This window comes from Labedella populi (assembly GCF_004078655.1).
Classification (GTDB): Bacteria; Actinomycetota; Actinomycetes; order Actinomycetales; family Microbacteriaceae; genus Labedella; species Labedella populi.
This window is the reverse complement of sequence record NZ_RZNC01000001.1, coordinates 158,965-184,891: the sequence shown is the minus strand read 5'-3', so window position 1 is coordinate 184,891 and position 25,927 is coordinate 158,965. Positions and strand designations below refer to the sequence as shown.

The following is a 25,927-nucleotide window of genomic DNA, read 5'->3' as shown; positions in this document are numbered from 1 at the left end:
GGGGCGAGCCGAGAGGGTTCGGGAACGCGGGTACGGAAAAGGCCCGTCCGGCGTAACCGGACGGGCCTCTCGAGGTGTCGGGTTACGCCAGGACGGCGGCCAGGTCGGCCTCGAGGGCGGCCTTCGGCTTGGCGCCGATGACCGTCTGGACGACCTCACCGTTCTGGAACACCTTCATCGCGGGGATGGAGACGATCTGGTACTCCATCGCGAGCTGAGGGTTCTCGTCGACGTTCACCTTGACGATGTCGAGCTTGTCGGGGTTCTCCGCCGCGATCTGGTCGAGGATCGGGGAGACCATGCGACACGGGCCGCACCACTCGGCCCAGAAGTCGACGAGAACGGGCTTCTCGCTGTTGAGGACCTCGGTCTGGAACGAGGCCTGGTCTACTGCACGTGCAGTCATGTTGTACTCCTTATTGCCGCGGGGTTGAGTTGGTGAATGGACCGTCGGGTCAGGCGGAGGCGATGAGGGCTTCGGCCTCGGCCGTTTCACCCTCCTCGTCGAGCTTCTCCGCGTCGTCGAGGGCCGAGAGGTAGTGCTCGGCGTCGAGAGCGGCGACGGTTCCGGAACCGGCAGCCGTGATGGCCTGACGATAGTGCGGGTCGATGACGTCACCGGCGGCGAAGACACCCGGGAGGTTGGTGCGCGAGGACCGACCCTCGACGGCGATGGTGCCCTCGTCGGTGAGGTCGAGCTGACCGTGGACGAGGTGCGTGCGGGGGTCGTTGCCGATCGCGACGAAGAGTCCGCCGATGGCGAGATGGCGCTCGGACCCGTCGATGGTGTCGCGGAGGGTGAGGCCGTCGACGGCGCCCTCACCCGTGATGCCGACGACCTCGGAGTTCCACACGAATTCGATCTTCTCGTTGGCGAAGGCGCGGTCCTGCATGATCTTCGACGCCTTGAGCGAGTCGCGGCGGTGGATCACGTAGACCTTCGATGCGAAGCGCGTGAGGAAGGTCGCCTCCTCCATCGCCGAGTCGCCGCCGCCGACGACCGCGATCTCCTTGCCCTTGAAGAAGAAGCCGTCGCACGTCGCGCACCATGAGACACCGCGACCGGAGAGACGGTCCTCGTCCCCGAGGCCGAGCTTCCGATACGCCGATCCGGTCGCGAAGATGACCGTACGGCCCTCGAAATCACCCGAGTAACCGGTCTTGACGGTTTTCGTCTCGCCGCGCAGGTCGAGTTCGGTGACGTCGTCGAGGATGACCTCGGTGCCGAACCGCTCGGCCTGCTCCTGGAACTTGGCCATGAGGTCGGGCCCCATGATCCCGTCCGGGAAGCCGGGGAAGTTCTCGATCTCCGTGGTGTTCATGAGCTCGCCACCGGCCTCGACGGAGCTGGCCAGGAGCACGGGCTCGAGCCCGGCGCGGGCCGCGTAGATGGCGGCCGTGTAACCGGCGGGGCCGGATCCGATGATGATGACGTTGCGCACTCGAAACTCCTCGTTTGACGTGTCGCCTGATGGAACCCATTGTAGGTGCGTGCTATTCCCCGGCACGGGAGCGTGACGGGACGCTCGGGTGTGCGGACCAACGACCCGGCGGCCTCGTCAGTGCGTCAGGCCCGGAGTTCGAGCTCCTCGACGACACGAGCGACGCGTCGGCGCGCATCTCCCTCGAGTCCGCGGACGGGGCGCGGGAGCGAATCCGCGGCGACGAGGCCGAGGTATTCCGCGATCGCAGCGGTCACACGGTAGCTGCCGAAGTCGCGGAAGAGCGCCCAGAGCGGTTCGAGTCGCGTGGACTCCGCCGTCGCCGCGACGTGATCGCCGGCACGCGACGCGCGGGTGAGACGGAGCGCCGTCTCGGGCAGGGTTCCGCCGATCACCGAGTACCAGACGTCGCAGCCGGCGTTGAGTCCGGTCGCCGCTGATGCATCCCCGGAGACCCCGATGCTGACCCCCGACGGAACGTGCGCGCGGATCGAGTCCACCCGCGCCCGTGCCTCCCGGGGTTCGGCGGGGACACCCGGGATCTTGAGGGAAGCCACGTTCGGCAGGGCCGTGATCCGGGCGTAGAGCTCGTCGGAGAAGCTCACGTGGGTCGTGCCGGGGTTGTCGTAGACGACGAGAGGGACGGACAGACCGCTCGTCACGTCCTCGAAGAGACCGAAGATCTCGTCGTCGCCGAGGGCTTGGTAGGTCACGGGCGCGAGCAGCACGGCGCTCGCGCCCGCCTGCTGCGCGTCGTCCGCGAGATGCCGCACGAAAGAGGTGCGGAGGGCGCCGATCCCGACCAGGACGGGGATCTCTCCCGCATGCCGAACCGCCGTCTCCGCGACTCGGCGTCGCTCCGCACGATCGAGGTACATGTACGACCCCGTGGAACCGAGTGCCGTGATCGAGTCGACGCCGGCCGTGACGAGTCGCATGACGAGGGACGCGTACGACTCCTCGTCGAAGACGTCGTTGCGTAGCGGGGAGTGGGGGAAGGCGCTGAGTCCGGTGAACACGGGTTCCTCTCAGAGAAGGTGACGGCCGGCCGGCGTCGACGGAGCCGGGTCGACGGAGCCGGGTCAGCGGCGTCGGAAGCGGCGGAGGATCGGCGCGAGGGCCGAACGGAGGTCGGGCGAGCGCATCACGATCAGGAGCGCGAAGTACACCGCCGACATGACGAGACCGATGACGATCATGGAGAGCAGTGCGCCGACGACGCTCGTGGTCGCGAAGCCGCCGTCGACGAAGGCTCCGAGGAGCCACGCGGCGACGAGGCCCACGGCGAGGGTGGGGATCGCCGCGACGAGGTAGACGACGAGGGCCCGCACGACGGGCGCCGTGTCGAGTCCGCCGAGCTTCCGGCGCAGCAACACGAAGGCGAGCAGCATCTGCACCGTCCCGGCGATCGTGATCGACGCGGCGACGCCGATGCCGATGAGCGCTTCGGGGAGGAGCAGACCGCACCCGATCGCGAGTGCCGAGAACAGGACGACCTGAGCAGCCGTGAAGAAGAAGGGTGTGCGGGTGTCCCCGAGCGCGTAGAACGTGCGCTGCAGCACGAAGAGGATGGTGAACGGCACGAGCCCGACGATGTAGGCGACGAGCGGACCGGCCAGCGCACCCGCATCCGTGAAGGTACCCGTGAAGAGGCTCGCGAACGGCATCGCGCACGCCGCGATCACGGCCGCGGCGAGAACGATCAGAAGACTGATCTGCCGAATCGCCGTGGCGACATCGGCCTTCAACTCCGTCGTCCGCTCGGCGTGGGCGTGCTCCGCCATTCGGGTGAAGTACACGGTCGCGACGGACACCGCGATCACCGAGTGCGGCAGCATGAAGATGAGCCACGCATACTGCAGGGCGGCGGTCGCCGCGTCCTCGCCCGACGCGATCATGGTCACGTTCGTCTGCACGATGCCGGCGACGAGCGTCGCCCCGATCATGGCGAGCGTCCAGCCGGCCATCTTGCCGGTCTCGACGAGCCCGATGCCGCGCCACCCGAAGTCGGGGCGGAAGCGGAGACCGGCACGCTTCCAGAAGAGGAAGAGCACGAGGGCCTGCACGGCGATGCCGAGGCTCGCCGAGCCCGCGAGGACCGCGACCATCGGAATGCTCCATGTCGTGACACCGCGTTCGCCGGTGGGATCGGCACCGAACATCGCGCCGAAGACGAGGAGACCCGAGATCGCGACGACGTTGTTGAAGACGGGCGCCCATGTGAACGGTCCGAAGAGTTTGTGGGCGTTGAGGACCTCGCCGAGCAGGGCGTAGAGGCCGTAGAAGAACACCTGCGGGAGACACCAGTACGCGAACGTCACCGCGAGGTGGAACTGCTCCTCCGGCATCGTTCCCCCATACAGGCGCACGAGGACGGGAGCGAGGAGGACGGCGGCGATCGTCGCCCCGAACAGGATCGCCATGCCGAGGGTGAGCAGTTTGTTGACGTAGGCACGCCCGCGGTCCTCACCGACGATCGCCTTCACGATCGAGGGCACGAGAACGGCGCTCACGACGCCGCCGGCGATGAGCGCGTACAGATTGTTCGGCAGGCGATTCGCGAGGGCGAAGGCGTCGGCGCTGCGACCGACCGCGCCGACCGTCTGCGCGAGCAGGATCGCCATGACGAATCCGAGGATGCGCGACACCATGGTCCCCGAGGCCAGGAAGGCGCTCGCGCGTCCGATCGACGGTCCGTCTCCCGGGGTCACTCGTTCTCCTTCGTCCGGCTGCCCGGGATGCTGTCCGCGGTCGTTCGGAGCGTTGCGTCGTCGTCGGCGGCCACTGTCTTTGCTGCCTTCTCCGAGCGGCGCTCACGGCGGCGCAGGACCGTGCGGATGATCCCGGCGACGAGCATGGCGACGACGAGGAGCACCGCGATGACGGCGCCGATGCCCTCCCAATCGGCTCGGACGGCGACGGTCGCCGTGACCGGGGGGCCGATGCGCTCGCCGGACAGGGACGCGAGCGTGACGGTGAGGCTCACGTCGCCGTTGCCGAGCTGCGCCTTCACCGGCACCCGGACGGTCTGTCGCGACTGTGCCGAGACCTCGATCGTCTGAGGTGCTCCGACGTCGAGTCGGATGTTCGAGGGCACCGCTGTGACCTCGACGGCGATGTCGTAGGGGGAGTCGTTGCGCACGCCGAACGGGATCGCGCTCTCGTTGCCGACGAGCAGGACGTCGCTCGGATTGAGGATCGAGACGGAACCGAGGAGGTCGGTCGTCTGCTGATTGTGGGCGACGAGGGCTTCCGTCCACTCGTCGGGGGTGTCGTGCCAGTCGACGGCGAGGAGGGCGAGGATCTGTGCGCGCTCGCGCCCGGTCAGGAGCTCGGGATCGGTGAGCACCGACGAGAACGTCTCGAGCTGCTTCTCTCGGTCCACGAGGAGCTTCGCGGCGCTGGTCCGCGCACCGTCGGACTCGAAACCGGCGATGGTGGTTTCTGTTCGTTCCTCTCCGCGGACCTGAGCGAGCGAAACGGGTTCGACCATGGGCAGCGCGAAGGCCGCGTCGAGGGCCTCGCCGAGGCCGGCGGAGGTGGGCGGCCAGCCGCGGTCGAGGGTCGCGAGTACGGTGCGGCCGGTCGCTCCGGACTCACGTGCGGTCACGGCGAGTTCGGCGGTGAGCTCCGCGATCGCGTCGGTGGAGTCGGTCGTCGTCGCGGCGGTGGTCGCCGCGCGGAGCGCCGTGGAGATGGCGTCGTCGGAGACGAGCACCCGCTTGTCACCGACGAGGGCGGCTGCTCCCACGGCCGTGTCCTCGAGATTGTCGGTCGTCACGATCGTCTCGGTCACGCCGCTCCGTGCGAACGTCTCGAAAGCATCCGCCGAGACCGTGCCCTCTGTGGGCCACAGCAGATCGTCGGTCGTCCACTCCCACGTCAGCAATTCGTCGAGTGTGGGCCGGGCGCCCTGCGGGTCCTCGGCCGGCTCGCCATCGGCCGGGGGAGTCTCGGGAGCCTCGGCGGTCGCGGTCGGTGTCGGGGCGATCGCCGAGTAGTCGGTCGGGACGCCGAATTCGAGCGACGTCGGCTGCAATAGCGTCTCGAGTCCTGCGGCCGCCTGCAGAGCGCCGTCCGCGTCTGCGTACTGGAGTGGGAACATGTCGTTCGGGATGGTCGCGAGGCGGTCGAGCCACTCCGTGGCGCTCGCGGGCGCGGCTTGCCCGAGCGCACGGATCGACGCGATGATCATCGGGTCGACGGCCAGGGTCACGTCGCGCCCGACGACGCCGTCGAGTTGCCGGGTCAGCACGCCTCCCGGTGCCGTGTAGGTCGAGAGGGACTCGGCTCCGATGAGACCGTCCTGTTCGGTCGGCGTCGTCACGGGCATCACGATCGAGAGTCCGATACTGCCCGTGGGGCTCGCCTCGGCCGCGACATAGGTGCTGTGCGCCTCGACGGTGACCGGGCCGGCGGAGAAGGCTGCGGACAGCGGGACGGCGCCGTAGTCCGTGGGCATCCGGAGTTGGTCGTGGGCGACGACGATCGGCTCCGACGTGAAGCTCGAACCGGCAGGGACCGAGGGGATGGGCACCTCGATGAGCCCCGCCGGAGTGGGGAGCGGGTCCGTGCCGTCGACGTGTGCGTGCAGGCTCGCGCGCGACCCGATGGTCGCGATCCCCGCCGACAGGACGACGACACCGGCGGGGAGCTCGGTGAGCGTGGTGTTGTCGATCGTGACCGTGAGACGGAGCGGGTCGTCGCCGTCGACCGACGCCGACTCGTTGTCGATGTCGAGGGAGACGGTCGGTTCGGTCGATTCGTCGACGGCGGAGGGAGCGAGGACAGCGCGCTCCGGACCTGTGCCGATGCTCGAGGGCTGAGTGAGTGCGAGCGCGGGAACGGAGACGAACGAGAACACCATCGCGAGAGCCGTCGCGGGCAGCGAGCGCAGGAGGCTCTTGTGAAGGCGTCTGTTCATAGGGGGCTGCAGCGCCGTTTTCTGCGGCCTGACTCGTGCGATTCTACGGGTTCGGCTCGGAAGCACCCGGGAGGAACGCGGTGCGGGGGGAACGGCAGACCGGCGTCGCCCGGGTCACGAGGCGGCGTAGCGGGCGAGGAACGTCTCCACGGCGCTCGCTATCGTCTCGTCGACCGCCGTCTCGGTCGGCGACCAGTCCCCAAGCAGGAGCTGCGGCCAGAGCACGAAGTTCGCGATCATGCCGAGGAACTCGGTCGTCGCTCGCACCACGTCGGGGACGCGGAGAGACCCCTCTCGCGCTTCGGAGTCGATGTAATCGCGCACGAGTTCGAAGAACGGTTGCTTGCCGAGATCGAACTGTACGCGTGCGAGATCCGGGAACCGCGGTGCCTCCGCGATGACCATCCGGTGCAGCCCGGCCATACCGGGCCTTCCGAGAAGCCGTGCGTAGCGGGCTCCGAGTGTGGACAATCCCACTCGCGGGTCGCCGGGAGAGGGCGGAGCGGCGTCCTCGTCGGGGGCCGCCTGCCAGAACTGCAGCACGATCGCCTCGAACAGCTCCGCCTTGGTCCGGAAATGGTTGAACATCGTCGCCGTCGACACGCCCGCCCGGTCGGCCACCCGTGCCAACGAGGCCTTGTCGTAACCGAACTCCGAGAAAAGGTCCGTCGCCGCTTGCAGGATGAGCGCACGCTTCTCGAGCGCGACTCTCTGGTGATACGTGGCTGAGGGCGTCTCCATTCCCCCATTATAGCAAAGGCGAGTGACTTGACTCGGGATACGCTCCGGTTCTACGGTGGTGAGGCGAGTGAATCACCTCACCATTGAGGCAGGGCTCCTCGCTGATAGATCCGGGAGGAACGACTGATGAGAATCGAACGACGACGGCTCGGCAACGGGCTGGAGGTCTCGGCCCTGGGCCTCGGCACCATGGGCATGACGATGGCATACGGCCCGGCCGATGACGTGCAGAGCATCGCGACCATCCGCCACGCCTACGACATCGGTGTGACGCTGTTCGATACGGCGGAGCTCTACAACGGCGCGGACCCCGGGAGCAACGAGCGCTTGCTCGGGGACGCCGTCCGCGGCTTCCGTGACGAGGTCGTTGTCGCCACGAAGTTCGGCTACGACATGGGTGCCGACCAGTCGGCCGGCGCGAAGCTCGACAGCAGACCGGAGCGCATCCGGACGGTCGTCGAGAACAGTCTCCGGTATCTCGACACCGACCGTATCGACGTCCTCTACCAGCACCGTGTGGATCCTCGGATTCCGATCGAGGACGTCGCGGGTGCCGTCGGCGAACTGGTCGAGGCCGGGAAGGTTCTCCACTTCGGCCTCAGCGAGGCCGGTCCCGATATCGTCAGGAGAGCGCACTCCGTGCACCCCGTCACGGTCCTGCAGAGCGAGTACTCGATGTTCGAGCGCGGAGTCGAGGCCGTCCTCCCCGTCCTCCGCGAGCTCGGGATCGGCTTCGTCGCCTACTCGCCCCTCGGGCGCGGGTTCCTGAGCGGTGCGGTGAAGTCCGCCGACCAGTACGCCGAGGGTGACATGCGGCAGTGGGACCCGCGCTGGCAGCCCGGGAACTTCGAGCGCAATGCCGACGCGGTCCGGCGGCTCGCGGTCGTCGCGGAGGAGGCCGGACTGTCCCTCCCGCAATTCGCCCTGGCCTGGCTACTCAATGAGGGGACGGACATCGTGCCGATCTTCGGGACGCGGGATCCCCGCCGCGTCGACGAGAATGCAGCGGCCGCGCAGGCGACGATCGCGCGCGCGCTGATCGGCCGCGTGCGGGAGATCCTTCCGGAGGGGGCCTTCGGGAGTCGCTACGTCGACGGCCATCTGCCGGACTGGGAGCGGGACTCGTGACGTCGCTCGTCGCGGTCTTCGGGGCCACAGGCCAGACAGGACGTCGCGTCGTCGATCGGCTCGTCGCGGGCGGTGATCGCGTGCTCGCGCTCGCCAGGTCGGTCGACGGTCACGGGACCGGCGACACCCGGGTGCGAGGGGTGACGGTGGACCTCGAGCACGCGGACGTGTCGCAGCTCACTCGGCTCCTGGAGGGCGTCGACGCTGTCGTCTTCGCGGCCGCGGGCGACCCGGAACGCGTGGATCGGGACGGCGCGATCCGTGTCATCGAGGCGGCCGAGCTCGCTGGGGTGTCGAGGTTCGTCCTCCTGACCGGCATGGGCGTCGGCCGAACGCGGCCGGCGGCCCTCTACGGCGGCTTCTGGGACGCCTACTTCGGTGCGAAGGAGGCATCGGAGCGTCGCTTGCGCGCCTCGACCCTCGCGTGGACGATCCTGCAACCGGGCGAACTGCTCTCATCGCCCGGATCGGGACGGGTCGCGCTCGCCGCGACCGGGAGCCTTCCCATCGGCGCGATCAGTCGCGACGATGTGGCCTGGGCGATCACGGGGGTCCTCGAGAACGCGGGGAGTTCGGGGTTCACATGGGAGATGGTCGCCGGTGATGAACCGATCACCGACGCGATCGAGCGGGCGGTGACGGAGCGTCCGTTGGAGTGACGTGCTCAGACGCCGCCGGCGTCCGCCGCGTCATCGCGCACGTGCTGCATCCGGCCGAGCATCATCCAGGCCGTGCGCGTGAGGGCGGGGTGCTCGATCCCGATCGCGCGGATGATCTCCGCGTCGATGCGCTCGAGGGCACGGCGGTGATCGTCGGCGTCGGCGCGCGTGGAACGGGCGGCGAGCCGCGCCATGAGGTACTCGGCCGTCTGATTCCGCTCGTCGAGGGCGTCGTCGCGCAGCGAGAGGACGACGAGTTCGTCGACCGTCGGCATGTCGGGGAGGAACTCCCACGGGTCCTCGCCCTGACGGCTGCGGTGCTCGATCAGGACGTCGAGCTCGTCGCGAGCGAACTCGCGCAGCCGAGCGATGTCGACGTCGACCATGGCACCCCTCCGCTGTCCGGAACGGCCCGATCCGCCGTTCGAGTCATCAACGATACTCCGGGACACGAACGTCTGGTCCGGGGGTGTGGGAGCGTTCGCCGCGAGCCGAATAACGCTCGACGAGCCGTACGGACAGGAGGATGATTCCCCCGATGATGGCACCGGCGATCGCACCGGCCGAATTGGCGAGCAGGTCGTCGACGTCGCAACGGCGGCCGAGATCCGGGAACGCGTACTGCACGCCCTCGATCGTCGCCGACCCAAGCGGGCCGAGCACAGCGACGAGTGCGGTACTCCGCGTCGCGACGACGAGGAAGATCGCCGGCAGGAGGAACAGCGCGACGTTCGCCGTGTCGCTGAAGAAGTTGTACGGCTCGACGTTGCAGGAGCGTTGTTGCGGGCTCGTCCACCCGACGGGACTCAATGTCAGTGCGAGGACGACGACGACACCGGCCAGGGAGAGGAACGCCGCGCCGAGCCGGCCGCGGCGCCCGCGAGCCGCGAGGGACGCCGCGAGGACGATTGCGGCCACCGTGGTGAGCACGAGCAGGGAACGGACGAGCGCGGGGTTCGCTGCAATGAGTGTCGAGATCAAGACGTGCCTTTCCGAGGTCCGGTCGTCCATCATGCAGGCGGTGCCTGAGTCGTGTCTTCATCCGTGCGATTGAATGAGAGGGTGAATCCCGACCTCCTCCTCCGTCTCCGATCCGACCTCGCGGCGGCCGCGTACACGACCGATGCCGTCGCAGCCCGGCTCGGTCCTGAGGCGGAAGCGGCGCTCGGCCGCGAGCACGTCGTTCCCGGATGTCGAGTGGTCGATGCCCGCCGCCGCGCGGGTGAACGGGATGCGCTCGACGTGCTGCTCGATCTGTTCCTCCTCGCACGCTCCGTCGAGGGAGACGACGTGGATCGAGCCTTCCCGACGCTCGGCCCGGACGGAGCGGCGGAGTTGGGGCTGCTCCGGATCATCGAGCCCGGCTCCGGCACGGACTGGACCGCCGCGCTCGACGTGCACCCCTACGCCTACACGGACGAGCGCGGCGAGGGGCACTGGTGGATCCTCTCCGACCTCGGCGAGCGGGCTGTCGGCGGCGCGCTTCCCGAAGACCACGTCCTCGGTGTCGGCGGTGCCTCGCTCACGCTTGCGGGCATCACGATCCCGACGCCCGTCGAGTCGGTGCTCGACCTCGGCACTGGTTGCGGCATCCAGGCGATGCACGCCTCCCGTGCGGCGACTCGGGTCGTCGCCACGGACATCTCGGCGCGTGCCGTGGAGATCGCTCGTGCGAACGCCCTGCTGAACGGCATCGACAACATCGAGGTGCGCCTCGGCAGCCTCTTCGAGCCCGTGACCGGAGAACGGTTCGACCGCATCGTCACGAACCCGCCATTCGTCATCACGCCCCGGGTCGACGGCGTCCCGCTCTACGACTACCGCGACGGCGGCCTTGTCGGCGACGCCCTCGTCGAGACCGTTATTCGTGGCTGCGCCGAGCACCTGGATGCCGGCGGAACCGCGCAGATGCTCGGCAACTGGGAGTACACGACGGCGTCGGATGGACTCTCGCGCGTGGAGCGGTGGCTCGCGGACCTCGGACTCGACGCATGGGTCGTGGAGCGGGAGCACCTCGACCCGGCCTTCTACGCCGAGACGTGGATCCGCGACGGCGGCACGCGTGAGGGGACGGCGGAGTTCGCCCGGCTCTCGGAGGCGTGGCTCGACGACTTCGAGGAGCGTGGTGTGCGCGGGGTCGGCTTCGGGTTCGTCACCCTGCACCGCCCGAACGACGACCGACCGCCCGTGGTCCGCCTCGAGCGGGTAACCGGTTCGCTCGAGACGCAAGGACTCGGCGAGCACATCGGTCGTTGCGTCGAGGCCGTCGAGCGGGCGGCGGGGCTCGATGACGCCGCGCTCGCCGACGAGGCTCTCGTCGTGGCGGGCGATGTGACGATCGAGCACCACTTCGAGCCCGGCCACGATGACCCGACGGCGATCCTCCTCCGCCAGGGCGGTGGCTTCCGTCGGGCGATCTCCGCCGGCACGGGGCTCGCGGCACTCGTCGGCGCGAGCGACGGAACGCTCACGGTCGGCGCGATCCTTTCCGCGATCGCGCAGCTCCTCGAGGTCGACGAGTCCGCTCTGATCGCAGAGACGCTCCCCGACGTGCGCCGCCTCCTCGCGGACGGCTTCCTCCTCCGCGCCTGATCAGGGATCAGTCGTCCGCGGATGAATCCGCATGCTTGCCGTGCATCGAACGGATCGGTCCGATCGCCATGAAGAGCAGGAGGGGCCAGAGGATGATGAGTATTCCCGGGTCGCGCCCCTCGACGACGGTCCAGACGGTCATTCCGATGCAGAGGATCAACCAGGCCACGAAGACGACCCAGCTGACGCCGTCGACGATTCGCCTCTTCCGAGGCGATGGCGTCGTCACATCACGCATCGGCCCTCCAACCTGTCCTGCCCGAAAGCTACACCGGATTCGACGGTTTGCCAGGATGGCTCCGATGTCGAATGAGTGAGGGGACGCGGTCGCGCCGGAGCAGATCGCCGGCCGCTTCGCGCTCGAGCATCGGCAGCGGCTTCCCGACCTGCTCCGCGGGGTGATCATCGTGGGATCGGCTGCGCTCGGGGACTGGAAACCCGGCCGAAGTGACGTCGACCTCGTTATGGTCGTCGACCGCCGGCTCACGTCCGCAGAACTCACGATCGCGGCGCAGGTTCACGCGGAAACGAAGCGGTCTCGACCCGTCGACGGCATCTATTTCACGGAGCAGCAATTGATCGACGGGCTCCTCGACGTGCCGGCGTGGGAACTCATGACACCCGGGAAAGCGGCTCAGACCGTCCAGGTGGGTGCCTTCCCGGACGCCTACGACAAGTGGGTGCCGGCAGGTAAGACGCTCGTCGAAAAGTTGAGCGGATCAGCCGCCGGCGGCGGGGGAGGAGCCTGCGCGGCCCCGGGATCCTCAGGCGAGGCGATGTAACCCCTCGAGCAACCGTTCAACATGACGAGCCGCTTTGGGACGCGCGAGTCCCCGGCTGCCGGCGCGGGCACCTGGCACCCGGCCGTGGATCTCCCGAACTGGCTCAACCCCTGCGGGCGCCCGGTGTACGCGATGGTGCCGGGCGAGGTCACTCTCAGCAGCGCCCTGTTCCTGTCGATCAAGACCCCCGAAGGATTCACCGTCAGCTACCTGCATATGTACAAGTCCGACCGGATCGTCGATGTCGGCGACCAGATCGCAGCCAGCCAACAGATCGGAGCCATGGGTAACGTCGCTCCGTCCTCCGGCTGCCACCTCGACATCCGGGTCAACGTCGCCGGAAACACCAACCCCGAGGTCGCGAAGCTCCGCGTCTACGACGCCGCCGGCGGGGGATGTGTGAACCCGATCGAGGTCTTCCCGCTGTTCGGCATCGAGATCTGCCCCGCCGATAACTGCTCCCACGTGTAGGGCTCAGGCGCCGCTCGAGCGCGATTGCGGTGATCGTAAAGATCCCGCACCGCCGCGAGCATCTGCAGGGCGTCGTCGTAGAACACCGCGAGGTGAGCCGCGCTCGAGGTGACGCTGAAATCGGCGCCGCCGTGCGCTGCAGGCGTCATCTGCGCCCGGTCGAGCACCTGCAGCATCGTCGCGGGATTCCCGTGCGCCATTCCGCTCGCGGTGCGCCACAGCACGATCGGCCGCATGGAGGTGCCCGGGAACAGCTGGTCCACTTCCGGCAACCGGTTTGTGATCGTGGCGGGACGGAGGTCCTCCCCCCGGAGACGGGGACGAGTATCCCTCAGCCGCTCGACGGTCGACTTCGCCCGGTCGAAACCGTGATCGGGGATCCCCGTGTCGGTGTAGACGCTTCGAACCTGCCGGCGTGCGTCGTAGGTCAGCTGCAGGCGCGCAGGACCGCTCGTCCCGGGTCTTGGGGTGCAGCAGCCACATCGCCGTCCCACAGGCCTCATACGCGCTCCTGACGAGCGTGTACGGCGCCATCGCCGTCAACGCGTGCCCCCGCTCGATGACGAGGCGCAAGGTGAGCAGATGATCGAGCGCAGTCCCGACGCTGGCTCGCACCTGATCCGGTATCGAGCTGTAGTTCGCGGCATCGCGATCGCCCGCCAGCGACCTCCGCGGCTCGATCGTGAGCCCACGCGTGCGGCGGTCGAGCTCGTCGAAGACGGCGAAGTTCGCGTGAAGGAACTGCAAGCCCTGATGTATCGCCTCTTCGGCTTCTACCCGGTCGTGCATCCCGTCGCGCATCCCGCCACAGTATCCCGGCCGGTACGCGAGGAAGCGGCCGAATTTCCGGGGCAGAAGCCGTAAAATCTAGAGAAAGGAAAAAGACGAAACCCGTCGTCCGCACCTCGATTTCCAGACCGACGGAAGCCCGAAGCCGTGAGCGAAGACGAACAACCGCGGGGCCAAGTCGCCGTCAACGGATACCGAACGCACGGGTATTACATCCGCAACGAAACGCACGAACGTCTCAAGGGAGCGTGGTGGGGCGCTAGGCACAAGGACGAGACCGTGCCGGCATCCAACGTCAGGCCAGCGGAGTCGCCGGCCTCTGGCAGCGGCAGCGCGAAGAATCCGCGCGAGCTCTGAACGACGAGCAGAACTGAGGTCTCCCATGACTGAGCTGAGTCCCGTTCCCGCGGATTGCCTCTACGACTACAAGGGCGTCTGCTGGTGGTGCGGAGCGGAGGCGACGTCGCGGGAGCACAAGTGGAAGCGCACGGAGGTCACGAAGATCTTCGGCCGCGGTCACTACGGCGACGACGTCGCCTGGCTTCACGATGACACGGTCGAATCGCTGCGAGGCCCGAAGGCCGCCGGCTTCATGTTCTCAAAGTCCCTGTGCCACACCTGCAATGGCGCACGGAGCCAGCCCTTCGATGACGCCTACTCGATCTGGTCGGACTACCTCATCGAGAACCACGACGAGATCCTCGAGCTACCCCTGGCCGACGTCGCGATCGACTTCGGTGAGGTCTTCGGCACGGACATCGACGAGATGCTTCCGTTGCTCGGCCGCTACTACGCGAAGCACATCGGATGTCGTGTGGCTGAGAACGCCGGCCGAGTCCCCGACTCGCTCATCGCCTACCTCAGCGGAGAGGTCGACCAACCCGTCGGCGTCTTCTCGCAGCTCGGCGTGCGGATTGGGCTGGTGGACATCATCGATCAGTTCGAGGGGGATTCGTTGATGCTCTCGCTGCGCGCATCGGCGGCCAACTACGATCGCACCCGGCGGATCCTCACCTCGTTCAAGAGCGGGGTCGGGGTCGGAGCGCTCGAGTTCTTCTACGACATCAACCTCGACCCGGACGCCGAGGTCGGCCCGAGCTCCGGCATCCTCCGATCACCACAGCAGACGCTCTGGCTGCACGACGAGAACGTCCATGGGGTCCAGATGATGGTCGAAGGATTGGCCCCTGGCGCCTAGGTCGCGCATCCCCTTCGATCCCCTCGCATCGACCTGTAAGCCGACGGCAATGTAGATGTATGGCGGGGGTTCGCTCGCTCCGACCCCGCAAGCTCCACGGGCGAGCTTACTCCTGCTGAGAAGCGGATAACGAGACTCGGCTGACCACAAATGATCTCCTGAATCTGTCAGAACCTCGGCGTGTCGCCTCCCGATGCAGCCCGCGGATACCTACCTTGCGAGGTGAGTGGCATGTCAGGGTGAGGAGTCTGGGAGTGAGTACAACTCTCATCCGAGATGAGGCAGCCGCGCGAGGTGTACTGGGCCCAGCGGCACTGTCGATGCTTCTGCGAGTGTTCAACAGCGAATTGCGACGTTTTCCCGGCCTGGCGGAAATCGATACGGCTGAGGACCTAGCGCTCGAATTCTTCGCCGACCGCGCCACCAGCTACGTTGACGCCGTCCTCGCAACACCTGATGACGAGGCGGCTACCCGTCGGACGCGACAGTGGGCCCGCCACTGGCTGATCGATCGCGTCAGGACCACGCCATACGGCGCCTTGCGCCATCGGCTTGAGAAGCGGCTGCAGCGGTCCCCGCTGTTCCGCGCATCGGCGGTCGCGAACCACTGGTTCCGCGAAGGCGAGGAGGACATGGACCGCGTCGCGAGTTTCGACGAGATTCATACAGCAGCCACAGACATCCGTGTCGATGTCTTTGTCGACGCTGGCGGGCGCGTCGTGCTTGGAAAGACGGGGCAACTTGAGGAGATGCTTCTGGCGGTCCTGAAGCTGAGCGGACGCCTGCACATCGCCGACCTCACCTACCTGTGCGCGCAGCGATTCCCCTCCGTCCTCGAGGATGGAGACTGGCTGACGGCGCGACACAGCACCGCAGAGATCGAAGACGCAGAAGACACGCATTCGAACGACGCGTTCGTCCAAGCAGTCGAGCAGACGACTGACTCTCGCAGCGCGCAGGACATCTTCGCCCTGCTGACCGAGGCTGAAAGGCTTGCCCTGCGCTTTGGCGATGATCGGCGAGAGGTCGCTTCTCGCCTAGGCGTAGGGCGCAGCACGGCCTACAGTCGCATCCAGAGCGCGAAGGCCAGGCTCGTCGAACTCGCTGGCGATCGGACTCGTGCCAGGCAAGTGATGGGGGATGTCCTAAGGCTGATCCTGGACGATGACGTCGCCGTCCCGTCTATCCAAGTTGAGGGAGCGTGATGACGAAGGACATTGAGGGTCGTTGGGCGGCGTTGACAGCGCAGTTCCCGCCGAGCGCACCGGGTCGACCGGCCGATAGCGGTGATGACGTGCGTCCTGGTCAGGTTCGCGAGGCAATCTGGGGCCGCTGCGAGGCAACCGTTCTCGTTGTCGGCGTGGACGACGACGCAGCTGAGGTCACTGTTAACCCGGTGAGCCTCGAACCGGGTGTTGCAGATGTAAACGCGCTGGTGCTTGAGGGCGAGGACAGCCCGCTGCGCGGTCGTGTGGCGATCTGGCCGAACGTCCACGCGACGATGTCATTCATCGTGCTTCACGATGTCGTCGCCGAACTCCGAGAGGACGTGACGCACCGTGTGCTCAGCGGAGCGCATAAGACACGCGCCGCGGGTTTCGGGCATGGTGACAGCCCACGATTCGGTGCTATGCCCTTGCCCGCTTCGGGCGCGGCAATTGCCTTCAACAGGTTGCTCGACAGCATCGATGAACTCGCGTTGGTACGTCCGCAGCGCTCGCAGACGCCTAAGACACACCAGACAATAAAGTTTCCGCTGAGCCTGTCAGCGCTCATGGAGACGCTGGGGATCACGCAAGCGGTAGCCATGTCGGTTATCAAGGGCCAGCGCGAGCTCACCCTTGATCAGGCTGAGGCTGTCGCGAACGTTGCGGGAGTCCCGGTCGCTGATGTGCTCGCTGCAGCACGCCCACTTCCGGACGACCTGGAGCGCGAACTCATGGAACCACGGTGGCGCGCTGTGATTCGCGCCCGAGCCGGTACGCGCGGCGAGGCCGGGGCCCGTGAGGAATTGGGGCGAAGTGCATTTGCACTCGCAGCGCGCGGCAAGGGCAGCGGACGCGAACTCTGGCGTCAACGAATTCAAGCAATGCTCGCGGCAGAGGACGCCTGACTATGGCGAGGGTCGTAGACGGGGTGGCTGCGCAGGTCGCGGCGATGATCGCCGTCTGGTGCCGCCGCGACGGTGACGTCGAGGCTCTGACGCTGGATGCGTTCGATGCGCTCGATCAACGCGAGGACGTCTCGGTAATCAGGGTTCCGGAGTTCGTGCCCGCCGAAGCACAGCTGGATTGCTCCGTCGCGGGCGGATATCGCGATACCCCGCCGACCCTGGTCGTCACTCAGTCGATGTCGGTACGACGGCAACACTTTACGCTGCTTCATGAACTCGGCCATCACCTGCAGCGCACGGATCTGACGCTTGGGGAAGCAGTGCTCATGCATCCTGAGCCGGACTTGTTCGAGGAGGCGGCGTGTGATGCGTTCGCGGCCCGCGTTCTGCTTCCAGCCGACATGGTCGCGAGTGTTCTCGGCGCGGAGGGCCCCAGCGCCCGAAGTGCCGTGGAGCTGTTCACGCTTTCGAACGCGTCGCGTGCGGCGATCAGCGTGAGGTTGGCCGGTCTGCTCACGTCTGCTGGTGTTGTCGCCGTTCTCGACGAGACCGGGTCGGTCACGTTCGCGGCGTCCCGCGGGGGTCTCTTCCCACCACGCCGGACGAGCGACCAGACGGCGAACCCGCTGGTTCGAACCATGCTGGAGCGCCGCGGCGAAGGGGGGATCGTCACGCGCAATGACGCTCACATCCGCTACAGCACCGGGGGAACGTCGAACACGCTGTACGGGCAGGCAGCGTGGGCGGGCGATCGGATGATCATGATGATGGTGGAAGAGGCCGCGCCGTGGCTCTCCTATTCGCCGCCCCGCGACGGCACCGCGATGTTCGGCAAGATGCAAGTCGAGGAGCACCCCGAACCCAAGACGCGGACGTGTGAAGGCTGCTGGCTTGTGAAGCACCCCGCCCAGTTCGACATCGGCGCCGACGTCTGCAAGGAGTGCGCCGCCTGAGACACGTTGGACGATTCAAGGGCTGTCCCGTCATTCACAACTGACGGGGGTAATCGGCCCCTCTAACGGACGGGAGTCCTCATGGCTGACCAGCAAACCACCACTAACGACGAGTTCCAGACCACTGATCGCGGGCGCCCGAACGGCAACGTGATCCAGATCTTCGTCAACGCGCGCCCTCACCTCGTCGACGACAAGGAGGTCTCCTACGAGCAGGTCGTCGAGTTCGCCTTCCCGGGCCAGGCTCCTGGGGCGGACACGGAGTACATCGTGACCTACACTCGCGCACAGCACGGCAACGAGTCGGGCTCGCTAACGCCGACCGGACGAATTCGGGTCAAGAAGGGCACGAGCTTCGCCGTCCAGATCACTACGCGGTCCTAAACATGGACGACTTCACTCGCCTCCTCGACGAGGGGTACGACGTGCAGCTAATCGACGGGTACCTGGTCATCGACGACGTGCCTTACGTCACCGCACAAAAGATCGTGCAGCGCGGCCGGCTCGTCATGCCGGCCGCGCTCGCGGGCGACGAGCTGACCACGCCGCCGGACCACACAACCCATTTCGGCGGAGCCGAACCCTGCGACGCCGACGGGAGGCCGCTCTCCAAGGTCATCAATAGCGCCCAGCACAACGAGTTCCTGCCGGGACGGAGCACCGATTTCTACTTCTCGGCGAAGCCACCCGCCGGCAACTACGCGAACTACTACGACAAGGTCACTACCTACGTCGAGTTGCTCACACGCTGGGCGCTCATCATCGATCCGCGCTCCACCGCGCGCACCTACCCCGTCCGCGAAGTCAACGCCGATGCCTCCCCGTTCGTATACCGCGACTCTGCTTCGAGCAGGGCCGGTATCACCGGTCTGAACACGGTTTTCGCAGGGTTGAAGATCGCGATCGTCGGCCTCGGTGGCACGGGATCGCACATTCTGGACCTCGTAGCGAAGACGCCCGTCGCAGAGATTCACCTGTACGACGGCGACGTCTTCCTCAATCACAACGCCTTCCGCGCACCGGGCGCGGCGGACGTTTCTGATCTGCGGGGCCAGCCGAATAAGGCTGAGTATTGGTCCGCGCAATACTCCCGGCTCAAGCAGGGCATCTTTCCGCACCCTGTGCTTTTCGAGCGTGACACTGTCGCCGAGGTCGCGGACTTCGACTTCGTGTTCCTCGCCCTCGACGACGGTTCCGACAGGGAAGGTATCGTCGACGCCCTGGAAGGGGCTGGGGTCTCGTTTATCGACGTGGGCATGGGGGTCACGGATACCGGCAGCGGGCTGACGGGACTGCTACGAGTGTCTGTCAGCACCGCCCAGCGGCGCGTCCGGATTCCCTCCGGCGGTACGGCGCCAGATGAGTACCGGCGCAACATTCAGATCTCCGACCTCAACGCGCTCAACGCGGCCTTGGCAGTTGTCCAGTGGAAGCGACTCCTCGGGTTTTACGCCGATATGGCCTCTGACGCGGCCGTGTTCGCGTATCCCGTCAGCGACAACATGATCACCGTACTCTCCCCATGAGCCGCCGCCTCGAGGTCGACCACCGGTTCGTGGAGGAGCTCCCGGCCGCACTGAAGCCCGGATTGGTGTACATCAGCGGGACGCACAACATCGCTGCTCACCTCTGCTGCTGCGGATGTAACGAGGAGATCGTTACCCCGCTCGGGAAGGCAGGGTGGACACTCCACTACGACGGCCAGGTGACCCTCTCGCCATCTATCGGCAACGGGGCACTGGCCTGCAGCTCGCATTACATCATCCGCGAGTCTCGAATCCGATGGCTTTCGGATATGACCGAATCACAGCACGCGCGAGCCCACGCGCGAGACCATGCGGCAGCCCAGGAACTGAACGCCACGCAAGAGCCGTGGCTCGCGCGAGCGCTCAAGGTGATTTTCAACTGGGTGCGCTGATGGGCGGGCGGTTGGCAGCAAGCGCACCAAGCGGAGGAGAAGTGTCCGTGGCGGGCATCACATTCAGGATCCCGAGCGAAGGAGATGCCATGTCGTCAGAGTCGTACAACTACCCGGTCGCGATCTCACGTCTCACCGACGGTGAACGATCTCGTGAGCCCCAGAACGCCCGTGCAGTCCGGTGGCTCCAAAAGCAATCGGGCGGCCAGGTGGTAGTAGTGACTCCCCGGCGCGAGGTTGACAGTCCGATCGTCAAACAGCTGATCGCGCATTCGAACGTGCGGCATGTGGTCTGGCGGGGGTTCTCGATCGGCATGCTGTCGGGGCGCGTCCTTCACGCATGGCCGAATCGCGAGCACTTCCAGAAGCTCTGGGACCAGGACCTCGACGCTCTTGCGGTGATCGAATGGAACGAGGACGAGGCGGCTGAGTGGATCGACGATGCGAATCCCATTCAGCTGTTTGACGATCGGACCGTGGAGCCGGCCGCGAGTCCTGGTGAGGTCGTGTGCGAAACGCTGCCGAATGGCGTCGACGGCATCCTCGAGTACGTCGCGGGGATGGCGGCTGGATACTCGACCGGCCTCAAGTGGAACGAAGAGGACAAGCTCAAGGCGGACATGATGAACCGGCCTGAGCGCTGGGTGCAGATCACGGTCGAACAGGTGCGCGTGAAGTGTCGCGTGTTGAATATGCGACCTGACGACATCGACACGATCGCCGCCCTCCTGCAGCGACGCAAGGAAGGACGACGCTTCAACGTCCGGAGCAGCTACAGGACATTTTCGTTCAGCTGAGCCGGCCTAAGCACCGGACGTTGCTGACATGTTCGTGAAGCAGATCGCCGCAGGCCGCTGCGGCGCCTCCCGGGTGATTCCGCGGCCGATTCGTCTCACTTACCGCGAACTCGCCTGAAAGGGGACACGGCGTGTCCGATCTGCTTACCTGGCGTTCTGAGCGCGCTGCAGCCTGTGGAAACGCCCTCGAGCGAGTGCGGCTGCAGCCGTACGGTGAGTGCATGGTCAGGGTGTCAGAGAAGAAGAAAATCGCCGGGTCCGTGCGCGCTGAGCTCGCACGCCGACTGATCCCCGCGGCCACACTCTCTGAACCCCTGCAGCTGCTCGACGCACTCGACGCAGCTCGAGCTCGATCGCGTCGACCGTTCGGACCTACGAGGTCGACCGGAAGGTCAACAACGCCAGATCGGTCGACTACAGCGATCCCAGACTCATCGCACCGATCGACCCCACACTCATTGCACCGATCGACCCCCGATAGCGGGGGCGACGCCGCCGAAACCCGCCGGGTAGTCTGCCGGTGTGGACCGGGGCGGGGGAATCGATCACCCCTTCCTGCGTGGTGAGACACGCCGCATTTACGCCGCGCGCCGCGACGGTACCGGAGATCTCGTGGAGCTCGCTGACGGCCAAGCCGCGGCCATGAGACAGACCACCCGAACCGAACTGATGTGCCCGGTGCTGAAATGCCCCGACCCGTCCATCACCACCGTCGGATCTCTCACTCGTCGAGATCATTTCCGGCACCTCCGGAGCGATCCGTCCGTCGATCACTCGCCGGAGACGTGGTTCCACGTCGAAGCGAAAGCGCTGATGGCTCGCTGGGCTCGTTGGGCGCACCCTGATGCGGTCGTGGACGTTGAGAAGCCCTCGAACGCCTCCCGAGAGCGAGTCGCCGACGTCATGGTGACGTTCCCTGACGACACCCGGTACGCCATCGAAGTCCAATACTCGTCTCTCAGCCCAGACAAGCTCCTCGAGAGAAGAGAGTCCTACGCCAAGCAGAGCATTCACGACATGCGGATATTCATCAGTAGCGGCATCCACATGACCACAGAATGGGGCGAGCCGAGAGTGCACCTCTCGCCGCTTCACGAGACACTCGCCGACACCGGCGCCGCGATTTACTGGATCAACCCCTCGCTCCGCGAGATCGGATACCCGGTGACCACAGTCCCGCCTCCGACCTCTTGGACGGTCCACGCACGCCGCGACCACGGGCACCTCCAGGTTGAGAGCCTCCGCAAATTCCGGCTCGAGGCCGGTGGTCTTCGTAGCCGGCACACCCGGGAACTCGACTCCCAGACAGCCATTTGGGAAAAGGTTCATGCTCGACGAGTCGAAGCCGACATCGATCGGCATCGACGAGAGGCGGTGCGGGCGGCCGCTGCTGAGAAGGCCAGGCTTGAACGCGAAGCCGCAGAGGCCCGGCAGCGCGAGGAACTCGCGGTGATCAACCGTGCTCGACGAGAGGCGGTCGCCGCGGTGTGGGCTCGATCCGCCGACGGGCAGGAGGCGATCGCGCAGTTCCCCGACGGGATCCCCCCGTGGCTCGATAAAGACGTGGATCTCGACCTGCCGCTTCCCGCGACGGTCTGGCAGTGGTTCATCTACTCCCGTTACGTGCGGCCCGCCCGGTTCGGGGTCTTCATCTTCCCGGCGACCATCCGCGACGGCCTCCTCGAGCACTTCCCGGGTGCCTTCGAGGACAAGGTGGGCGCCCGGGCCGTGCTGAGATTCTGTCGTGGCCTCGCCGTCGCAGGCGTGCTGACCGAGACCAATACGTTCAGAAGGGGGGTCGTGTTCTACCGTCGTCACCCGAACCCGCCGAGGCTCAGTCTGCTTCCTCGGCCAGCTAAGTCCGCGGTGCTTCCGCCGCCGTGCGAGGAGGTGCCCCTGCCCGCCGTCGATCGTTCGATCCCTGCCTGCTCCATATGTCGGCTCCCACTAGACCCAATGCTGCGAGCGCACGGCCGTCATGTAACTTGCTGACGTCTCGTCTCCCCAAGATGCCGCTCTTGATGGGTCCCTAGTGTTTGGTCGTTGCCGCATCGGGGGAGGAATACTGACACATGGGATCGCTTGCACATATCTGAAGTCGGTTGTCGTGGGGTCTCTCGAGGCCCGTGAAGCGCTGCCAGGATGTACCCATGCTGATCGCTTCTGCCGTCGCCGACGGGCCGACGTTTGTCGAAGTACTAACGGCGTGGAGCACGCTCGCTGCGGCTCTCGCTACAGCCATCTCCGTCATCTTCATCGCCGTGCAGATCGCCTACACGCGCAAGAGCGTGGAGAGCACTTCGACGGCGTTGAAGATCGCGCGTGACGAGTTCACGCACGGACAACATCTTCGCCACGATTCGCACCGAGCGGCGATTGATGCTGAGATGCCGCGGATTACCGTCGAGGTGACGGTGCAGAGCGACACCATCTGGAGACCCGACCGAACGACTCCTTCGAGGGCCAGGGATCGTGAGATTGCAGAGACGGTCTCAGTTGGGTCGGAGTTCACGGTGCCCCGGGACGACGCAGTCCCTCTCCGAGTCGGTTTTGCGCTGACTATCACGAATGATGGCCCTCGACGGGCTGCGATGACCCTGAACGTGGAGGACGGCTCGAGAAGGGTAGTTCTGGCGCCGGGAGAACACTCTGTGGAATGGGCGTATCGAACTCAGCCACTCTCAGAGTGGATAGCGATCGCCGAAGCCAGAGAGCAAGGCCGGCCCGGCGAGGAGCGCACCATCGCGACGTTGTCGTATTCCTACCCGGGGGATGTGGGCGCCGACGGGAGACATCAGGTGCTGCAAGGCGGCACGATCGTGGAGCGAGTGCGTGGCAACGCCGGCGGGCGGCGAGTGATTGAACTGATGGACACGTCATCCAGCGGGAGCGGAGCCCTTTTCGCAGCAGCTCAACCATTCGAGCGGGTCGTCTACCGGGCTTTTCGTCGCGAGGGGCGGCGCCTAGAGCCTCCCGCAACCCGGCAGGATAACGACTGACCGACATAACAAGGGGCACGGCCGCCGCCGACGGTTGGCGGAGATGTAGACGTAGTCGATTGCCCGCGGGTGGTGCCGGTGGATCCGGAACGGACCTGCTGGGTGCGGTTGCCTGCTTCCCTACAGAAGCCGATGCGCTAGCTGTTCCGTCTTCCCCAAATCGCCGCAGCTATTCCGACGATGAGACAGGCAGCACCCGCGAACAGCATGAAATTCGCAAGAACTCCCACATCCGAGGCCCCAAGGACGACGCCGACAGCCAGTAGCAGTCCTCCCACCCCGAGGAGCAATCCAATCGTCAACGTCCTCTGTGTCATGGTCCTATTCTCTATCCGAACACGTCGCAGGTTAGGAGGGCACCTATTGTTGCGACCGCGGTAAGGACCCCCGCTCCGGCCGTCAGTCCGGCCGACGGGACCCATCCGGCGATCGTCGGCAGCAATCCGACCGTCACAGCCCCTGAGTACGCTGTCACGGCGCCTGCCCCTGCGGCGATACTACCCAGCGTGATGCAGCCGGCGCTGGCAGCATTACCTGAGGGTCCGTTGCGTTGATGGGATTACAGCCTGCGTAGGTGTAGGGGTTACTTTCTTGGCCCGTCGGATCGAACTGTGTGAAGCACCCGAGGCTGGGGTCGTAGAAGCGGGATCCGAGTTTGTAGAGCCCGCTCGCTGAATCGAGGTAGCCAGCGATGTAGCGGAGATTGTTGTTGGTGCTGACGGCCGCGTTAGAGCCGGTCGCTCGTGCTTCTCCATAGGGCGAGTAGGAGTATCCGTCGGTGCCGGTGCCGGTGCCGGTGCCGGTGCCGGTGCCGGTGCCGGTGGTGCCGGTGCCGGTGGGTTCGATGATCTGGGTGCGCTGGGTGGCGTCGTCGTAGACGTAGGTGACGGTGCCGTAGCTCGAGTCCCGGTAGGAGAGAATATTGCCGGCGTCGTCGTAGGTGAAGTCGATCGTGATGGTGGAGCCGCTGACGATCACGCCGCCGGAGTACATGGCGTTTTGCTGGCGGTACTGCTGGCCGAGCTCGTTCCAGTAGAAGAACGTCGCCGGTCCCGTGCTATCGGTGTCTTTCGACTTGAGGCCGTTCACGAACCACTCGGTGGTGAGGGTCACGCCATTGTCGAAGGTGGTGAGGACGATGTCGTCGCGGACGTTGTACGCGTAGGTGGTGGTGTCGCCGTTGCCGTCGGTGACGGTGAGGACGCGGCCGAGGGAGTCGTGCGTGTAGGAGGTGTCGCCTTGGGGTGCGGGGGCGTTGACGAGGGTGAGGTTCCCGTCGGCGTCGTAGCTGTAGCTGGTGATGTTGTTGTTGCCGTCCGAACCTCCGAGTTGTCAAGATGTTCAGGCGGAGTTCCCCCGCCTGCTTACGTTGCAGGGGTAACGTAACTCCTCAACGGAGCCCTCGACGAAACGGATTTCTCGTGAATTCCCGCGTGGCCGAATACCCTCGGCCGGATCACTTCATCCTTCACATCAGCGATACGCACCTGCTCGCCGGGTCGCGCGGTCTCTACGACGCCGTCGACAGCGCGAAGCACCTGCGGACCCTCTTCGAGGAGTTCGAGGCGTCGGGTGGACGACCCGAGGCGATCGTCTTCACGGGCGACCTGGCCGACAAGGGTGAGCCCGAGGCCTACGAGGCGCTACGGGCGATCGTGGAACCGGTCGCCGAGCGACTCGGATGCGAGGTCATCTGGGTGATGGGCAACCACGACGACCGGGCGGCGTTCCGCTCGCGCCTCTTCGGGGAAGTCCCGACGATGCGCCCCGTCGACCGCGTCTACGACGTCAACGGCCTCCGAATCATCACGCTCGACTCGAGCGTCCCCGGCTTCCACCATGGCGAGGTCTCGCCGGAGCAGCTCGACTGGCTCGCCGAGGAGCTGTCCGAGGAGGCACCGCACGGCACGATCCTCGCGATGCACCACCCGCCCGTTCCGAGCGTGCTCGATCTGGCCGTGAGCGTCGAGCTGCGCGATCAGCCGGCGCTCGCCGAGGTGCTCGAGGGGTCAGACGTCCGCTCGATCATCGCCGGCCACCTGCACTACTCGTCGACCGCGACGTTCGCGGGCATCCCCGTCTCGGTCGCGTCGGCCACCTGCTACACGCAGAATCTCAACGTGCCCGTGGGCGGAACGCGTCCGCAGGACGGCGCACGCGCCTTCAACCTCGTGCACGTGTACGAGAACACGGTGCTGCACTCGGTCGTGCCGCTCGGCTCGTTCGTCGCCCTCGACGACGTCTCGGCGGAGGAGAGCGCTCGCCGCCTCGCCGCGTCGAACATCGAGATCCGCGAGGCCGCGCGTCGCCTCGTGGCGCGCTCCGAGGAGCCGCTGCGTCTCCCCGAGCCCGTCGCGGCATCCGCCGGCGCCGCCTGATCAGGCTCGTCCGTACCCCGACCGCCGACGCGTCCCCTGCTGG

The 25,927-nt window shown here is 66.4% G+C and carries 27 protein-coding genes; 17 read left to right on the top strand and 10 right to left on the bottom strand.

Features of this window, described 5'->3' with window-relative positions; all coding sequences use genetic code 11:
* Positions 1-82 precede the first annotated feature (82 nt).
* From trxA to ELQ92_RS00945, 6 genes are all read right to left on the bottom strand, one after another.
* Positions 83-406, bottom strand: coding sequence for a thioredoxin (gene trxA / locus ELQ92_RS00970; protein WP_128497103.1), 324 nt, complete (start codon positions 404-406; stop codon positions 83-85).
* Positions 407-455: 49 nt separating this feature from the next.
* The gene (trxB, locus tag ELQ92_RS00965; protein ID WP_128497101.1) at positions 456-1,442 is read right to left on the bottom strand and encodes a thioredoxin-disulfide reductase; all 987 of its coding nucleotides are present in this window, start codon (positions 1,440-1,442) and stop codon (positions 456-458) included.
* A 125-nt stretch (positions 1,443-1,567) separates the two neighbouring features.
* On the bottom strand, positions 1,568-2,461 hold the full coding sequence (locus ELQ92_RS00960) for a dihydrodipicolinate synthase family protein (RefSeq protein ID WP_128497099.1): 894 nt from the start codon (positions 2,459-2,461) through the stop codon (positions 1,568-1,570).
* A gap of 63 nt (positions 2,462-2,524) precedes the next feature.
* The gene (gene murJ, locus ELQ92_RS00955) at positions 2,525-4,153 is read right to left on the bottom strand and encodes a murein biosynthesis integral membrane protein MurJ (RefSeq protein WP_279432147.1); all 1,629 of its coding nucleotides are present in this window, start codon (positions 4,151-4,153) and stop codon (positions 2,525-2,527) included.
* Entirely contained in the window at positions 4,150-6,366 is a 2,217-nt protein-coding gene (locus tag ELQ92_RS00950; protein ID WP_128497098.1) for a DUF6049 family protein, read from the bottom strand. Before ELQ92_RS00950 ends, murJ begins: the two co-directional genes overlap by 4 nt.
* A 114-nt stretch (positions 6,367-6,480) precedes the next feature.
* Positions 6,481-7,107 (bottom strand): TetR/AcrR family transcriptional regulator, encoded by a 627-nt coding sequence (locus ELQ92_RS00945; RefSeq protein WP_128497096.1) that lies wholly within the window; start codon positions 7,105-7,107, stop codon positions 6,481-6,483.
* Between the two features lie 126 nt (positions 7,108-7,233).
* Between ELQ92_RS00945 and ELQ92_RS00940 the strand changes: the two genes are divergently transcribed.
* Both ELQ92_RS00940 and ELQ92_RS00935 read left to right on the top strand, forming a co-directional pair.
* Positions 7,234-8,235 (top strand): aldo/keto reductase, encoded by a 1,002-nt coding sequence (locus ELQ92_RS00940; protein ID WP_128497094.1) that lies wholly within the window; start codon positions 7,234-7,236, stop codon positions 8,233-8,235.
* A complete protein-coding gene (locus ELQ92_RS00935) occupies positions 8,232-8,894 on the top strand; it encodes an SDR family oxidoreductase (protein WP_166426664.1) in 663 nt (220 codons plus the stop codon). Before ELQ92_RS00940 ends, ELQ92_RS00935 begins: the two co-directional genes overlap by 4 nt.
* A gap of 5 nt (positions 8,895-8,899) precedes the next feature.
* On the opposite strand, the gene ELQ92_RS00930 is transcribed toward ELQ92_RS00935, so the two are convergent.
* Together ELQ92_RS00930 and ELQ92_RS00925 are read right to left on the bottom strand one after the other, a co-directional pair.
* Positions 8,900-9,280, bottom strand: a complete 381-nt coding sequence (locus tag ELQ92_RS00930; protein WP_128497090.1) for a hypothetical protein — start codon at positions 9,278-9,280, stop codon at positions 8,900-8,902.
* A 46-nt stretch (positions 9,281-9,326) separates the two neighbouring features.
* Positions 9,327-9,875 (bottom strand): VanZ family protein, encoded by a 549-nt coding sequence (locus ELQ92_RS00925; protein WP_166426663.1) that lies wholly within the window; start codon positions 9,873-9,875, stop codon positions 9,327-9,329.
* Positions 9,876-9,956: 81 nt separating this feature from the next.
* Here ELQ92_RS00925 and ELQ92_RS00920 point away from each other — a divergent pair, with 81 nt between their 5' ends.
* Positions 9,957-11,486, top strand: coding sequence for a DUF7059 domain-containing protein (locus ELQ92_RS00920; protein ID WP_243694799.1), 1,530 nt, complete (start codon positions 9,957-9,959; stop codon positions 11,484-11,486).
* Positions 11,487-11,493: 7 nt separating this feature from the next.
* Here the strand turns inward: ELQ92_RS00920 and ELQ92_RS00915 are convergent, their stop codons facing one another.
* On the bottom strand, positions 11,494-11,724 hold the full coding sequence (locus tag ELQ92_RS00915; protein WP_128497087.1) for a hypothetical protein: 231 nt from the start codon (positions 11,722-11,724) through the stop codon (positions 11,494-11,496).
* A 103-nt stretch (positions 11,725-11,827) separates the two neighbouring features.
* On the opposite strand from ELQ92_RS00915, the gene ELQ92_RS00910 reads away from it, so the two are divergent.
* From ELQ92_RS00910 to ELQ92_RS00845, 13 genes are all read left to right on the top strand, one after another.
* Positions 11,828-12,268 carry a nucleotidyltransferase domain-containing protein gene (locus ELQ92_RS00910; RefSeq protein WP_341811040.1) on the top strand — a complete coding sequence of 147 codons (441 nt, stop codon included), beginning with the start codon at positions 11,828-11,830 and terminating at the stop codon, positions 12,266-12,268.
* A 21-nt stretch (positions 12,269-12,289) separates the two neighbouring features.
* Positions 12,290-12,739: a M23 family metallopeptidase gene (locus tag ELQ92_RS00905; protein ID WP_128497084.1), complete on the top strand. Its 450-nt coding sequence runs from the start codon at positions 12,290-12,292 to the stop codon at positions 12,737-12,739.
* Positions 12,740-13,321: 582 nt separating this feature from the next.
* Positions 13,322-13,603 (top strand): hypothetical protein, encoded by a 282-nt coding sequence (locus tag ELQ92_RS00900; protein ID WP_128497082.1) that lies wholly within the window; start codon positions 13,322-13,324, stop codon positions 13,601-13,603.
* 307 nt (positions 13,604-13,910) lie between these two features.
* Positions 13,911-14,726, top strand: coding sequence for a hypothetical protein (locus ELQ92_RS00895; protein WP_128497080.1), 816 nt, complete (start codon positions 13,911-13,913; stop codon positions 14,724-14,726).
* 332 nt (positions 14,727-15,058) lie between these two features.
* On the top strand, positions 15,059-15,931 hold the full coding sequence (locus ELQ92_RS00890; protein WP_128497078.1) for an RNA polymerase sigma factor sigma-70 region 4 domain-containing protein: 873 nt from the start codon (positions 15,059-15,061) through the stop codon (positions 15,929-15,931).
* Complete coding sequence (locus ELQ92_RS00885) at positions 15,931-16,839, top strand: hypothetical protein (RefSeq protein ID WP_128497076.1); 909 nt, start codon at positions 15,931-15,933, stop codon at positions 16,837-16,839. The genes ELQ92_RS00890 and ELQ92_RS00885 overlap by 1 nt, the downstream gene beginning before the upstream one ends.
* A gap of 23 nt (positions 16,840-16,862) precedes the next feature.
* Entirely contained in the window at positions 16,863-17,792 is a 930-nt protein-coding gene (locus ELQ92_RS16420) for an ImmA/IrrE family metallo-endopeptidase (protein ID WP_208004199.1), read from the top strand.
* Positions 17,793-17,873: 81 nt separating this feature from the next.
* Positions 17,874-18,176, top strand: coding sequence for a multiubiquitin domain-containing protein (locus ELQ92_RS00870; RefSeq protein WP_128497074.1), 303 nt, complete (start codon positions 17,874-17,876; stop codon positions 18,174-18,176).
* A 2-nt stretch (positions 18,177-18,178) separates the two neighbouring features.
* Positions 18,179-19,318 carry a ThiF family adenylyltransferase gene (locus tag ELQ92_RS00865; protein WP_128497072.1) on the top strand — a complete coding sequence of 380 codons (1,140 nt, stop codon included), beginning with the start codon at positions 18,179-18,181 and terminating at the stop codon, positions 19,316-19,318.
* Positions 19,315-19,710 carry a ubiquitination-like system serine protease family protein gene (locus ELQ92_RS00860; protein ID WP_128497070.1) on the top strand — a complete coding sequence of 132 codons (396 nt, stop codon included), beginning with the start codon at positions 19,315-19,317 and terminating at the stop codon, positions 19,708-19,710. The genes ELQ92_RS00865 and ELQ92_RS00860 overlap by 4 nt, the downstream gene beginning before the upstream one ends.
* A 47-nt stretch (positions 19,711-19,757) precedes the next feature.
* The gene (locus tag ELQ92_RS00855) at positions 19,758-20,507 is read left to right on the top strand and encodes a hypothetical protein (protein ID WP_208004197.1); all 750 of its coding nucleotides are present in this window, start codon (positions 19,758-19,760) and stop codon (positions 20,505-20,507) included.
* A gap of 522 nt (positions 20,508-21,029) precedes the next feature.
* On the top strand, positions 21,030-22,499 hold the full coding sequence (locus ELQ92_RS00850; RefSeq protein ID WP_128497068.1) for a competence protein CoiA family protein: 1,470 nt from the start codon (positions 21,030-21,032) through the stop codon (positions 22,497-22,499).
* Between the two features lie 158 nt (positions 22,500-22,657).
* Entirely contained in the window at positions 22,658-23,506 is an 849-nt protein-coding gene (locus ELQ92_RS00845; RefSeq protein WP_128497066.1) for a hypothetical protein, read from the top strand.
* Positions 23,507-23,977: 471 nt separating this feature from the next.
* Here ELQ92_RS00845 and ELQ92_RS00840 read toward each other — a convergent pair whose 3' ends face one another.
* Complete coding sequence (locus ELQ92_RS00840) at positions 23,978-24,619, bottom strand: RHS repeat-associated core domain-containing protein (RefSeq protein WP_128497064.1); 642 nt, start codon at positions 24,617-24,619, stop codon at positions 23,978-23,980.
* A 308-nt stretch (positions 24,620-24,927) separates the two neighbouring features.
* Here ELQ92_RS00840 and ELQ92_RS00835 point away from each other — a divergent pair, with 308 nt between their 5' ends.
* Entirely contained in the window at positions 24,928-25,884 is a 957-nt protein-coding gene (locus tag ELQ92_RS00835; RefSeq protein ID WP_243694798.1) for a phosphodiesterase, read from the top strand.
* Positions 25,885-25,927: the final 43 nt, after the last annotated feature.